At 44.2% G+C, this 13,497-nt stretch carries 10 protein-coding genes; 6 read left to right on the top strand and 4 right to left on the bottom strand.

Annotation, left to right across the window (positions count from 1 at the left end; genetic code table 11):
• Positions 1-6: 6 nt before the first annotated feature.
• A complete protein-coding gene (locus CAG60_RS07015) occupies positions 7-537 on the top strand; it encodes a 3'-5' exonuclease (RefSeq protein WP_004395207.1) in 531 nt (176 codons plus the stop codon).
• 114 nt (positions 538-651) lie between these two features.
• Positions 652-2,727, top strand: a complete 2,076-nt coding sequence (locus CAG60_RS07010; protein ID WP_161438585.1) for a methyl-accepting chemotaxis protein — start codon at positions 652-654, stop codon at positions 2,725-2,727.
• Positions 2,728-2,864: 137 nt separating this feature from the next.
• On the opposite strand, the gene CAG60_RS07005 is transcribed toward CAG60_RS07010, so the two are convergent.
• Both CAG60_RS07005 and CAG60_RS07000 read right to left on the bottom strand, forming a co-directional pair.
• The gene (locus tag CAG60_RS07005; protein WP_158138491.1) at positions 2,865-3,314 is read right to left on the bottom strand and encodes a tellurite resistance TerB family protein; all 450 of its coding nucleotides are present in this window, start codon (positions 3,312-3,314) and stop codon (positions 2,865-2,867) included.
• A gap of 134 nt (positions 3,315-3,448) precedes the next feature.
• On the bottom strand, positions 3,449-3,796 hold the full coding sequence (locus tag CAG60_RS07000; RefSeq protein WP_004395210.1) for a hypothetical protein: 348 nt from the start codon (positions 3,794-3,796) through the stop codon (positions 3,449-3,451).
• 230 nt (positions 3,797-4,026) lie between these two features.
• Here CAG60_RS07000 and hrpA point away from each other — a divergent pair, with 230 nt between their 5' ends.
• Together hrpA and CAG60_RS06990 are read left to right on the top strand one after the other, a co-directional pair.
• Entirely contained in the window at positions 4,027-7,950 is a 3,924-nt protein-coding gene (hrpA, locus tag CAG60_RS06995; RefSeq protein ID WP_161438584.1) for an ATP-dependent RNA helicase HrpA, read from the top strand.
• Between the two features lie 181 nt (positions 7,951-8,131).
• Positions 8,132-8,611 (top strand): outer membrane beta-barrel protein, encoded by a 480-nt coding sequence (locus tag CAG60_RS06990; protein ID WP_072669170.1) that lies wholly within the window; start codon positions 8,132-8,134, stop codon positions 8,609-8,611.
• A gap of 106 nt (positions 8,612-8,717) precedes the next feature.
• Here CAG60_RS06990 and CAG60_RS06985 read toward each other — a convergent pair whose 3' ends face one another.
• Complete coding sequence (locus tag CAG60_RS06985) at positions 8,718-9,620, bottom strand: LysR family transcriptional regulator (RefSeq protein WP_161426485.1); 903 nt, start codon at positions 9,618-9,620, stop codon at positions 8,718-8,720.
• 200 nt (positions 9,621-9,820) lie between these two features.
• On the opposite strand from CAG60_RS06985, the gene CAG60_RS06980 reads away from it, so the two are divergent.
• Together CAG60_RS06980 and CAG60_RS06975 are read left to right on the top strand one after the other, a co-directional pair.
• Entirely contained in the window at positions 9,821-11,233 is a 1,413-nt protein-coding gene (locus CAG60_RS06980; RefSeq protein ID WP_154168110.1) for an MDR family MFS transporter, read from the top strand.
• A 118-nt stretch (positions 11,234-11,351) separates the two neighbouring features.
• Entirely contained in the window at positions 11,352-11,831 is a 480-nt protein-coding gene (locus tag CAG60_RS06975; protein ID WP_158138489.1) for a GNAT family N-acetyltransferase, read from the top strand.
• A gap of 36 nt (positions 11,832-11,867) precedes the next feature.
• Here the strand turns inward: CAG60_RS06975 and CAG60_RS06970 are convergent, their stop codons facing one another.
• The gene (locus tag CAG60_RS06970) at positions 11,868-13,361 is read right to left on the bottom strand and encodes an EAL domain-containing protein (protein ID WP_161438583.1); all 1,494 of its coding nucleotides are present in this window, start codon (positions 13,359-13,361) and stop codon (positions 11,868-11,870) included.
• Positions 13,362-13,497 lie beyond the last annotated feature (136 nt).

The following is a 13,497-nucleotide window of genomic DNA, read 5'->3' as shown; positions in this document are numbered from 1 at the left end:
AAACGAATGAATTACAACCGAGTGGTGTGTTTTGACCTCGAAATGTGTTGCTGGAATGAGAACGGCGTAGGCACTACCGGAGAGATCATCGAAGTGGGGTTGGCTGAAATCGATCTTACGGCGGGTAAAATCGTCAAGCGAGCTCAATATTATGTACAACCCGAGCAGGATAAAATTTCTGAGTTTTGCGTTGAACTAACGGGGATTACTCCACGTAAAGTAGCTAAACAAGGCCGCCCCCTTGCCGATGTGTTGCGGTCGATGGTGAAAAACTTTGGTGGCAGTAAGAAAATTTATGCGTGTTGGGGAAGAGACGATTTGATCTTAGCCAAAGAGTGCGCGCAAAAAGGTCTGCCTATGCCGATCCACGAATGCATCAATTTAGCGACCTTATATCGTCTTCAACATCGTTTAAAAGATAAACGAATCGGGCATCGAGCGGCGCAAGAAGCACAGGGTATTGATTGGGAAGGGCGTCAGCATTCCGGTTATGTCGATGCTTACAATCTGGCAAAACTGGCATTAACGATGTTTTAAACATTCATCGATCTATTTATATGGCAAATCTCTCAATAAAAACGCGATGACAATGCTCAAAGGAAAAATCTGACTTAAACTGGTAGTAATCAATGGATAAGTAAGGTTATCAGGATGAAATTTACCAGTATTCGCCAACAGGTTTTAACCTTTAGTGTGTTAGCCCTTTTATCAATCACCCTTGCGGTGATTGGTTTTAGTTATCATAGCAGTCAAATTTTATCGGCTTCCGTTAATCAACAGGTCGATCAAGAGCTGCGCCGTCAAGCGTTACAAAACATGCAGCTTATTGCAACGCAAGAAGCGTTAGGAGTGAAAAGTCGTTTTGACCAAGCGATGCTCATTTCACAGTCATTATCGAGTAGCTTAGAAGGTGAGCGTCCTTCTCGTGAAGTGGTCACTGAAATGTTACGCAGTGTTTTTCTTCAACATCCCGATTTGCTAGGTATTTATACCGGTTGGGAAGCGCATCAATTCGATGGTGATGATATCTTTTCGCTCGGCTTACCGCATAGCAAAGATAATGGTCAATTCGCCCCCTACTGGAATCGCTCGGCTTCGGGGCAACTAGGGATGCGTCCATTAGGTAATATGTACGATAAAACCGTTTCTTCGACAGGCGTACGTAATTCTGAATGGTATTTATGCCCCATCGAAACGGGCAGAAATTGCGTGATTGATCCTGCAAGTTACGATATCCAAGGTGTACAAACCTTGTTGAGTTCTTTTGTTTCTCCTGTGATGGTTAATGGTAAAGCGGCGGGGATGGTTGGTGTCGATTACTCGTTAAACTTCCTGCAACGCATCGCTGCCGATACCCAAAAGCATATTGATCGTCAAGCGCGAGTCCTCATCCTTAGCCCGAAAAATATCGTGAGTGCAGACAGCTCTGAAGCCGCGAATGTTGGTAAAGCTCTTCAACAGACAGGTATCGCTCAGTTGATCAGTAAGCGGGTGGTTGGACAAAGCCGCATTGAAGATAATTCAGTGATCGCATCAGCGCAGTTTCGTGCTCATGGGGTGAATGATAACTGGGAAGTGATTGTGATATTACCGGTTTCTGTGGCATTAGCTCAGGCCGCTGTGATCTCCCAGCAATTAGATCAAGGCTTCTCCGCTAACCTACAAGGTCAGCTTTGGGTCGGTGGTTTACTCATCTTATTAGGTATTATCGCCATGTGGGTCATGGCATTATCAATCAGCCGTCCGATTCAAAAGCTGGTTGGTTTGGTTGAAAAACTCACCCAATCTGGAGGTGATTTAACCCAAACCATTAAAATTGATCGCCGTGATGAAACCGGGCAATTGGCTCATCATTTAAATACCTTTGTCGGTAACGTTCGCTCGATAGTCTCTGATGTCGCTCAGCAAATGGATGGCTTAACGGAAAGCACGCAGCGTTCGGCTTCTTATGCGAAACAGGGCGTCGATCAGATTAGACATCAACGGGCAGAAATAGAGCAAGTGGTAACCGCAACCAATGAAATGTCTTCTACCGCGCACAGTGTTTCCGACAATGCTCAAGAGACGGCCAGCGCCGTGACTCAAGCTCAGCAAGAAATTAACCAAAGCCAGCGCGAAGTAGAACAAAGTGCCGAAGGCTTGAAACGTTTAGCTAATGATCTTCTTAAATCTGCGCAAGAGATAGAAGAGCTGGAAGCGCAAAGTGAGCAAGTGGGGTCAATCTTGGATGTCATTCGAGCCATCTCTGAGCAGACCAACTTATTGGCATTAAACGCAGCGATTGAAGCGGCGCGTGCTGGTGATCAGGGACGTGGTTTTGCCGTGGTGGCTGACGAAGTGCGTAACCTTGCCACGCGCACCGCGCAGTCTACCGATGAAATTCAAACCATGATTGATACCTTACGTCAGCGCAGTAAAAAAGCGGTGGCCACAGTGAATGAAAGTCGTGAACAGAGTAATAACTGCCAAGCGTTATCACAACGTGCTGTTGATGCTTTAAAAGAGGTTCGCGCGCAAAGTGAACGTATTCAAGACATGGCCCACCAAATCGCCACCGCAGCAGAAGAGCAGGCGGCGGTGACTGAAGAGGTGAATCGTAATATTGTGGCGATTAATGATGCGGCGAATGAAATTGATCATGGTGCCAGTGCCGCCAATCAAGAGAGTCGTGATGCGGCGAATCGAGTGAGTGCGGTGAGCTCGCGTTTAAATCAGTTTAAATACTAACGAACGGTCTTGGAGACCTTGATGGGCGTATTGCTTCGCTCCCATCAAGGTCATCGTGGAATTCAACATTAAAGAAAGTAAAAACAGCAAAAAAATAAATCATCAAGCGAAGGTCGCGTTAATTCGAGAACTTCGCTTTATTTTTTCGGATTAACAACCATCAGTTTTGCGCGAATAAACTGACTGTGGTCAACGTACAATAACTCAGCCGTTTTACGGATCACCGCATCTTCTAGTGGATCAATCTCACCATCCGCATGGGCAACTTCCCACATCGCTTTTATTAACTCAAATCGTTTGTCTTGGGTTAATTCTCGTAGCTGAGAGGTAAATTCATACAATGATGCCGATTGACGTATTTGTTGCTCAGCACGGCTAATCAAAGCTTGTGCTTCACTGTCGTCTATTGCAAGTAAACGTTGCAGTAAGGCTAGCTTCGCTTGTCGTTCTGTGGGGGTTATTTTTTGATCTGAACCAGCGACCTCACTCAATAAACAAGCGATTGCAAAATTAGGGCTAGGAGAAGGTTGACTTAGATCGTGCCCGTCGAGAAGCTGTTTAAATAAGGCAGTAATAGTATTGAACATAAAAAATACCTTTCTCTATATGCGGTACCAGTGAACGTTAATGATTGGAGGATAAAACGCTGCTACAGTTCCCTTATTGTTGTAGAAAATGGCGCAGAGAAGGTGCTTATTCAAGCGTTGAGAGAGTTAAACGCTTACAGTTCCCAGTCACTGATCATTTCTACAAACTCCGAACTGCTTTGTTCATGGGCAAGCAGCAGTAGGGCGACTAAAGCTTCAACTTGAACGCTCTGTGGATTGGGTTCATTGAGTAATTGAGTAATACGCTCACGGATCAGATTGATTTCATGCTGAACAAAACCGCGACCCTCTTCCTCGCCTTCACCTTCTTCTGGAGCATTATCAAATTGTAAAAACAGCATATCGTTATCGTGCTGAGTACCGACTAAACGTTCGGGCAGCCAAAGTTCTCCCATGACGACTTCAGGGTCACAATCAGCAGGCAGGTCATCAAGTCTTAGTTTCAGTTCAGAAGCTTTCACAGTATTTTCTACTTAGTTAGGTATCTTTCTATTTTAGCGGCCAAATGACAATAAAACTAAACCTTCTTGCATGCAATGGGCCATAAACGAACAATTAATCATCGAAATACATTTCTTTACTGGTTACCGAGCCGAATCAGCAGGATTGGCTTAATACGAATTACCGATCGACCAACAAGTTTGTGATACAATTCGGCTAATTTTATGCAAAGAAAAGAATAGGTAACGCTTTGACTCAGTCACAGCCTCACTCAGAAAAAAATACGATGGCAAAAGCCAATACCGTCAAGTCATTGCAACAAGCGTTGCAACAGTGTTTGATAAAAGACCGTTTTCGTCTCAATAAGCGGATCATCGGTGCCAGTAAAATTGTTAAAGAACAAGCAAGAACAGCCGTCTTTGATGAAATAGCGCTGGATATTGCTCGTTCAATGATGGTGGTTTCACAGCGAGAAGCGCAAAAAATCACGATTGATTACCCAGAACAGTTACCGGTCAGTCAAAAGCGGGATGATATTGCGCGGGCAATTGAGCAGCATCAAGTGGTGATTGTTGCTGGGGAAACCGGTTCAGGTAAAACCACTCAGTTACCGAAAATTTGTGCTGAGCTTGGACGTGGTAAATATGGGCTGATTGGTCACACGCAACCACGTCGACTCGCCGCTCGTTCGGTGGCTAATCGCATTGCCGAAGAAATGCAGTGTGAGCTTGGTGGCGTTGTCGGTTATAAAGTGCGTTTTAACGATCAAATCTCTGAGCAAACCCAAATCAAATTAATGACTGACGGTATTTTACTAGCAGAAATTCAACATGATCGTTATCTCAATCAGTACGACACGATCATTATTGATGAAGCTCACGAACGCAGTTTAAACATTGATTTTATTCTCGGTTATTTACGCCAGTTACTACCGCGTCGCCCTGATCTCAAGGTGATCATCACCTCGGCAACCATTGACCCTGAGCGATTTTCGAAACACTTTGCTAATGCGCCGATCATTGAAGTGTCAGGCAGAACCTTTCCGGTAGAAACGCGTTATCGTCCACTAGTGGCAGAAACGGACAGCGATCGCGATCAACTCGAAGGTATTTTTGACGCGGTGGATGAGCTGTGCCTTGAGGGGTTAGGGGATATCCTGATTTTCATGAATGGTGAACGGGAAATTCGTGACACTGCCGATGCGTTAGCAAAACGTAAGTTACGAGATACAGAGATTGTACCTTTGTATGCCCGTTTATCCTCTGGCGAACAAAATAAGATTTTCCAACCCCATAGCGGCCGGCGGATCGTACTTGCCACCAACGTGGCGGAAACCTCGTTAACGGTACCAGGGATCAAGTATGTTATTGATCCTGGCACCGCGCGGATCAGCCGTTACAGCTATCGCACCAAGGTGCAACGTTTACCGATTGAACCAATTTCTCAAGCCAGTGCTAACCAACGTAAAGGGCGCTGTGGGCGTGTCGAAGAGGGGATCTGTATCCGTCTATACTCAGAAGAAGACTTTTTATCTCGCCCTGAGTTTACCGACCCAGAAATTCTGCGCACCAACTTAGCGTCAGTCATTCTACAAATGACTGCGCTAGGCTTAGGCGATATCGAGGCGTTCCCATTTGTTGAAGCGCCAGACAAACGCCATATCCAAGATGGCGTTCGCTTGCTGGAAGAGTTGGGGGCAATGAACCCTGAGATCAGCGACCCGAAAAAACGCCTGACCACGATTGGACGTCAGTTGGCTCGTTTACCGATTGACCCACGTTTAGCGCGAATGGTGTTGGAAGCGCCGCGACTAGGCTGCTTAAAAGAGGTGATGATCATTGCCTCAGCGTTATCGATTCAAGACCCAAGAGAAAGGCCGAGTGATAAGCAGCAAGCCTCAGATGAAAAACATCGCCGTTTTGTCGATGAAGACTCGGATTTTGTTACCTTAATCAATCTGTGGCATTACTTACAAGAGCAGCAAAAGGCCTTGAATAGCAATGCTTTTCGTCGTCAATGTAAACAGGACTATTTAAATTATTTGCGCGTTCGTGAGTGGCAAGACGTTTATTTCCAAATTCATCAATCGATGCGTGAAATGGATTATAAGCTCAACGATCAGCCGGCAAATTATGACAGTCTGCACAGCGCCATTTTGGTGGGTTTGCTGTCACACATCGGCAGTAAAGACGCTGAAAAAAATGAGTATCAAGGGGCTCGTAACGCAAGATTCAATATCTTCCCAGCTTCTGGTTTATTTAAAAAACAGCCAAAGTGGGTGATGTCGGCAGAACTGGTCGAAACCTCGAAACTGTGGGCGCGGATTGTCGCCAAAATTCAACCGGAATGGATTGAGCCTCTTGCTAAGCACTTGATCAAGCGTAGTTATAGCGAACCACATTGGTCGAAGAAAAGTGCCGCGGTGATGGCGTATGAAAAAGTGACCCTTTATGGCGTACCTATCGTTGCCAAACGAGCGGTCAATTATGGGGCGATTGATGTGCCATTGAGCCGCGAGATTTTCATTCGCAGTGCTTTGGTGGAAGGTGATTGGCAAACCAAACACGCTTTCTTTAAGCAAAATCGCGCTTTGTTACTTGAGGTCGAGGAGTTAGAGCATAAATCTCGTCGCCGAGATATCTTGGTGGATGATGAAGAGCTGTTCCAATTTTATGATCAACGAGTTGGCGCAGAGGTAGTATCTGGACGTCATTTTGATGCTTGGTGGAAAAAAGCCAGCCATGATAACCCAGACTTACTCAATTTTGAAAAAGAGATGCTGGTTAAAGGCGATGCCAGCCATATCACCGAACTCGATTACCCTAATTTCTGGCACCAAAACGGAATTAAATTAAAGCTCAGTTATCAATTTGAACCGGGCATTGATAGTGACGGTGTCACGGTGCATATTCCTTTGCCGATCCTTAACCAAATTGAGCCGCAAGGCTTTGATTGGCAAATTCCGGGTTTACGTCATCAATTAGTGGTCAGTTTGATTAAATCGCTACCGAAAACGCTGCGTAAGAACTTTGTGCCAGCGCCAAACTATGCTGATGCTTTTCTAGCGCGCGTCACACCGTTAGCAATGCCATTACTGGATGCGCTGGAAAAAGAACTTAAGCGGATGACAGGCGTGGCTATCGAGCGTGAAGATTGGAATTGGCAGCAAGTACCTGATCACTTAAAAGTGACCTATCGGGTGGTGGATCATCGTCAGCGGAAACTCAATGAAGATAAAGACTTATACGCATTGAAAGAAAGCTTGAAAGCCAAGGTTCAAGAAACCTTATCGCAAGTGGCGGATGATGATATTGAGCAGAAAGATCTCCACACTTGGTCGTTTGGTGAGCTGCCGAAAGTTTACCAGCAGAAACGCGGCGGTTTTGAGGTTAAAGCGTATCCGGCGTTGGTGGATAATAAAGACAGCATTGAAATTAAGCTATTTGAAACGGAAAGTGAGCAGCAAACCGCGATGCAAGCCGGACAAAGACGATTAATTTTGCTTAATGTGCCATCACCGATCAAATACTTACACAGTAACTTGCCTAATAAATCCAAGCTTGGCTTGTATTTTAACCCTTACGGTAAAGTGCTGGATTTAATTGATGATTGTATTGCTTGTGGCGTTGATAAGCTTATCGAGCAGCATGGGGGCATGGTTTGGCAGCCAGAAGCCTTTGAAGCGCTGAAAGAATATGTTCGCGCTGAACTGGGCGATACGGTGGTCGAGATTGCCCAGCAAGTAGAAACCATTTTAACCACCGCGTACAACATTAATAAGCGTTTGAAAGGTAAAGTCGATTTCACGATGGCTTTTGCTTTATCGGATATCAAAGCACAAATGGAAGGGCTGATTTTTAAAGGTTTTGCCACCGAATGCGGTTGGAAAAAGCTGGCGGATATTTTGCGCTACATGAAAGCGATTGAAAGGCGGCTGGAAAAGCTGCCGGTTGATCCCAATAAAGATCGCTTGCATATGTTGAAAATTGAATCGGTGGTTAACGAATACAAGACCTTATTGAATAAAATTCCGAAAGGAGTAGCTGTGCCTGAATCGGTCAAAGAGATCCGCTGGATGATCGAAGAGCTAAGAGTGAGTTATTTTGCTCAGCAACTTGGTACGCCTTATCCGATTTCAGATAAACGAGTCAAACAAGCGATTGATGCCTGTTAGGCAAGCTGCAAGTCTCCGCCCATCGGGCGGCGACTTCAAATGATAAGCGGATATATTATTGATCTTTATTCACTATCTGTCCTTTCGTTCCTTGAGGTGCGGTGAAGATGATTCTATAATTTCTGGTAATGCATAACATTGGCTTAGCAGCAGCGGCCAGACAACTATCAAAAGGTTAATTATGAAAAAAACGTTACTTGCCCTCGCGCTATTGGGAGCCTCTTCTGCAGCAATGGCAGATGCTTTGGTTTACGCTGGTGCATCGGTTGGCCAATCTGATTACCGTGGTGATAGCAGTACGGCTTATAATTTGCATGTTGGAACCGGAATTCTGCCATTTTTTGCGGTTGAAGGTGGTTACACAAAATTAGGCGATTTTAAAATTAACGGTATTGAAACCTCTGCTTCAACCATGTATGCCGCACTAAAGCCAAGCATTGATTTTGGTCCTTTACATATTTATGCGCGTGGTGGTATCCATTCATGGAAAACAGAAATCAACAACAGTAAAGATGATGATGGTTTCGATATCATGTATGGCGTAGGCGCTGAATATTTTATTATGGGTCCTTTTTCGGTAGGCGCAGGTTACCATCGTTATACTCTCGACAAGAAAGACGTCAGTGTGCTTTCCTTTAACGCGACTTTCCATTTTCTATAATCGCTTTAGCGGTTAGTCGTCAAATCGGTTTATCGCTCAGTTGATAAACCATCGATAACGCCCTTGGAGGTTGTGTTTTTCTCCAAGGGCGTTTTATTCTCGTCAATTATGTATTTAACCAATGACTGAACGCCACTCTTGGCCAATGTGCATTGATGTAGTCAATAAAAGCTTGGGTCCTTTCTGGTAAGAATCGCCGTTGAGGGTGCAGTAAATAAACATCAGCCCCTTCTATATCCCATTCTGGCAATAAAGGAACTAATTGCTGTTGCGTCAGTTCTTGGCTAATCAATCCTTTCGGTAAGCGAGCGACTCCCATATCTAGGAGCGTCGCTTGTAAAATCGTATCTAACTCTTCTGAACTTAAGCGAGCTCGCGGGGTAAATTGAAATTGTTCTCCTGTGAGCCGATGTTTAAACACCCAAGCCTGTTTGGTATTCAGCGTCAGTAGCGGTAATGTTTGCAACTGTTCAGGGTGATTTAAGGTTAAGGTAGCGGCGTAACTGGGAGTCGAGCAGAGCTGCGATGGATTATTGGCTAGCTTACGAGCGACCCAATCGGAATGTGGCTGAGGACCAAAACGCAAAGCGATATCAATATCGTGACGCGTGAAGTAATCCATGCCCGCACCGACTTGAAAATGGATATTAACGTTGGGATGTTGCTGACAAAATTCTAATGCAAGTGGGCTCAGTTGATGACGTAAGGGGATAATCGGTGCATTAATGACAATCGTGCCACGATATTCTTGTTTGGCACGTAAGGCGATTTCTTGTTTCGATTCGATTTCAGCGAAGAGCTCGGCATAGGTTTCAAATAATTGTTCACCTTCTTTGGTTAAAACAATTTCTTTACTACTACGGATCAGCAAGATGCTACCCATATCATGCTCTAATTGTTGGATTCGGCGACTCAGAGTGCTGCTGGAGAGGGCTTTTTGCTTAGCGGCTAAGGCGAAGCTACCGCAGCGTACCACCGTAATAAAAAGCGCCAGATCGTCTAATTTCATCATAATCCCATATTTGCAATTGACGATCCCATTCTATCCTATTTTAGATAGAATGATATTCAGTTATCTTATAGTGATGCGCGATAGGCTGCGCTTTCTTCAATCTTGAGTTACCGAAGCGGCGCACCCTCTGCGCTCATTCGCTGATCACTTACCCATAACGTTATGTTGTATTGGTATCGTTTAATACCAGAGGATTTATGTCAACCGATTCGACTTATTCATCCAACCCGAAAATTATTTTTGCCAGCGTCGCACTGGTGATTGCCTTAGGCTCTTTAGAAAAAAGTATTGTCACCACACCTTTGGCTTTGATTGGTCAGGAGTTATCCGCTGGAAAATCCCTTACTTGGGTGATTACCGCTTATTTATTGGCTGCGACAGCGGTACTGCCGGTTTATGGTAAGTTAAGCGATCTGTTTGGTCGAGTGCGCATGCTCAATATCAGCATTGTCATTTTCATGATTGGCTCAGCACTCTGTACGTTTGCGATTGATTTGCCGAGTTTAATTGGTGCGCGCGTGATTCAAGGCATTGGCGGTGGTGGCTTAATTGCGCTGGCCTTTACCGTGATTGCCGATTCGATTCCAGCGCGTGAAGTGGGTAAATATCAAGGCTATATTTCCGCGGTATATGCGGTATCGAGTATTGCTGGGCCACTGTTAGGCGGTTATTTTGCTGACCATTTAACGTGGCGCTGGGTCTTTGGAATCAACTTGCCCCTTGGCTTGGTGGCATTGTGGATGGTCAATCGTTACCTCAGCCACTTGAATAAACGTCGTAATAGCCGCTTTGACTGGCTTGGTGCCGGATTATTGATGATCGCCACTACCATGTTGCTAATGTTGCTTTCATCGCACTCGTTTATGCCTAATGGCTGGGGGGCATTTATTTTATTAGCTAGCCTTGTCATGCTTGTATTGGTAGAAAAACGCGTTAGCGATCCTATTTTACCTGCTCGTTTAGCGCGTTTGCCCAACTACTTAACCGCCATTATGTTAGTGATGGGATCGCAAATGTTGATGTTTGCGCTGTTAGTTTATCTACCTTTGCAACTGCAATGGCAGAAAGGACTTTCTCCATCACAAAGTGGCGTCGTGATGGTAATTTTTATGTTTTGTATCACGGCGGGCGCGTATGTCGGCGGTAAGCTGGTCGCTAAGTTTGCTCGCTATAAATTGTTAGTGGCATTAGGTTTTGCTTTGGCGATGATTGCGCTATGGCAAATTCACTATGATATTTGGGTTAATTTCGCGCTCGGTTTTGCAGGAATTGGACTTGGGTTAACTTTGCCTGCACTCAGTGTTGTCGTCCAAAGTGTTTTGCCTGCTCGCGATCGTGGGATTGGCATGTCGTTATTTAATTTTGGCCGTGAGTTAGGCGGAGCGTTAGGGGTTGCATTTTGCTCGGCGTTATTCTATCTACGAGTTCCCCAAGACGTGACAGTCAGTGAACATGGTGCTGAACAAGCGCAAGTCGCGACTCATGTACTCGCTCAAGGCTTTAGCTTGGTTTATATCGGGATGAGTGTTTTAGCGCTTTGTGCCATGTTGCTGACCATTCTCAAGCTGCGTCGTGATGCATTAACCGTTAAGGCACCAGCCACAGAGTAGGGCTATTCACTTTTGTGATGCTAACCAATACGCCTAACACTAATCGGTCTTAGGCGTATTTTTTTTTACCTTTATTGGATAGAATTCAGAGAGTTTTTATTTCTGTGATGGCAACATTATGTCAGCGATTATCCTATCAGCGGCTCAAGTCGATGATTTAGAAGTACTCAATCAGTTGATGTTTGAGTTACATGACGAGCATCACCGTGCTTGTCCAGCTTATTTCAAAACCGCTCATGACATTGAGCAAGAGAAGAGTATTGCCCGTTATTTAGATGATCCGGAATGTTTGGTTTACGTTGCTAAACAGGGTTCTCAGATCGTTGGTTTTATTACTGGGCATTTTTGTGAGTTAATTTCGAGTGTCAGTCAGCCCATTCCGATGGGCAGTATTGATGAGCTATATGTTGTTCCCTGTTATCGTCAACAAAGAGTCGCAGCCTCACTTCTTGCTCATTTAGAGCAGACATTCGTTGAGTATGGCGTCAAAGAAATGTTTGTTGAGGTGTGGGAGTTTAATCAAACGGCGCAACATTTTTATCAGCAAGGGGGATTTGTTCCACATATACATTGGTTGCGCAAACCCCTATCACAATAGAAGGTGTAACCTTGGTGTTGTTCTGGCTGGTCTTCATTAGGATGTCGATGATTTCCCCTTTGTTATTGCCGAAAGATCGAGAGGTTTAGAGTAGAAATACCCTTGTTGATATTGAACCCCTTTGTTGGCAAGGTATTTGGCTTGAGCGGCATGTTCCACTCCTTCCGCGACGATATTGACCTTAAGCTGATGAGCCAGCTCAATAATGGTATTTAAGATCGGCGCACTAACCGATTGCACGCCAATTGAATCAATAAAGCATTTATCGATTTTTAAATAATCGAAAGCAATATGTTGCAGGACCGATAATGAGGTTTGTCCTGTGCCAAAATCATCAATAGAGATCATCACACCAGCTTGCCGTAATTCTTGTAAAATAGTTTGTCCTTTTTTATCCAGCAGTTGGCGTTCAGTAATTTCAACCACCAACTGAATTCCTTGAGCAGCAAGATGACTGGCACAAAGGATTAAACGATGAATATGCTTTTGGTGTGAAAGATAGCAAGGTGGAACGTTAATGCTAAGGTGTAATTGCTGATGATTAGGTAAATGCTGAGCATCTTTTTGAGCTTGGCTAATCACATAATCGGTCACTTTATTGATTAAGCCATACTCTTCTGCAATTTGAATAAACGTATCGGGTTTAACAAAACCTAATTTAGGGTTAATCCAACGCAGTAACGCTTCATAGCCGACAACATTTTGTTTCTGACTGTCGATGACAGGTTGATAGACTAAAAACAGCTCGTGTCGTTCTAATCCTTTCTTTAAATCATCTAATAAGCTCGTCCGGCCGGTGAAAAATAAAAACAGAACATAAATGAATAGTGAAAGTGCAATCGAGGCCGGAAGGGCACTCAGTAGATAAAAGGTTATCTGTTCAGTAACAAAAGAGTCACTAGCGACAATTTGTAACGTAAAAAGCTGCTTGGCCGATGTGACCTTTACGTTATGTTGTTTAGTGATAAATTTACTATTAGCTGGGTAGTATTGATTACCGACCTTGACGATTAATTGAGCTATGCGAGTGTCGGTGTGATAACCGAGACGAGCTTGAATATAACCTTGATCGACAACAGAAATGGCTCCACGATAGGGATTGTTTTTATCGGCATCAATCACTAATAAAGTGCGCATGGCTGGATCGTTTTGTAAGTCAAAGAAGCGTTCTTTACTGGTGACAATGCCATCGGGATAATAGTCGCTGATATCTGACTGCATCTCTCCCCGTTTGGATGAACAAACAATTTGTTGATCTTCAACGATCAACATTTCACGCAGTAAACTTTCAAATAACAGGTCTTCTTGAATCTGTGCGCAGCTTTTATTGCTGTATAACGCTTTGGCATTTTCATCATGGAGATCAGCAATCAGGCTATCGATACGTTTGGCGTACGAATCGGCAATGGTGTTTAACTGGCTATTAATGCTCGTGACGCTGGTATAGTAAGCGTAAAAAAAAACGATCGGAATAGGGATAAGACAAGCAGATAATATTTTTTTGAGCAGGACTCTTTTTTTATTTTGCAATGCTTTTTACCTGTATTTCTAACTTCGTCTTAAATTTGAAACGGATTGTGCATAGATTGCGCATTATAGAGCAAGCGTGCTGAGGTACAAGGCATAACTCATCGAAGATATCGTTTTTTTATGCGGACATATAACC

This window comes from Vibrio sp. V33_P6A3T137 (assembly GCF_009904835.1).
Classification (GTDB): domain Bacteria; phylum Pseudomonadota; class Gammaproteobacteria; order Enterobacterales; family Vibrionaceae; genus Vibrio; species Vibrio metschnikovii.
The sequence above is the reverse complement of the archived record's forward strand: the minus strand, read 5'-3'. Positions and strand labels throughout refer to the sequence as shown.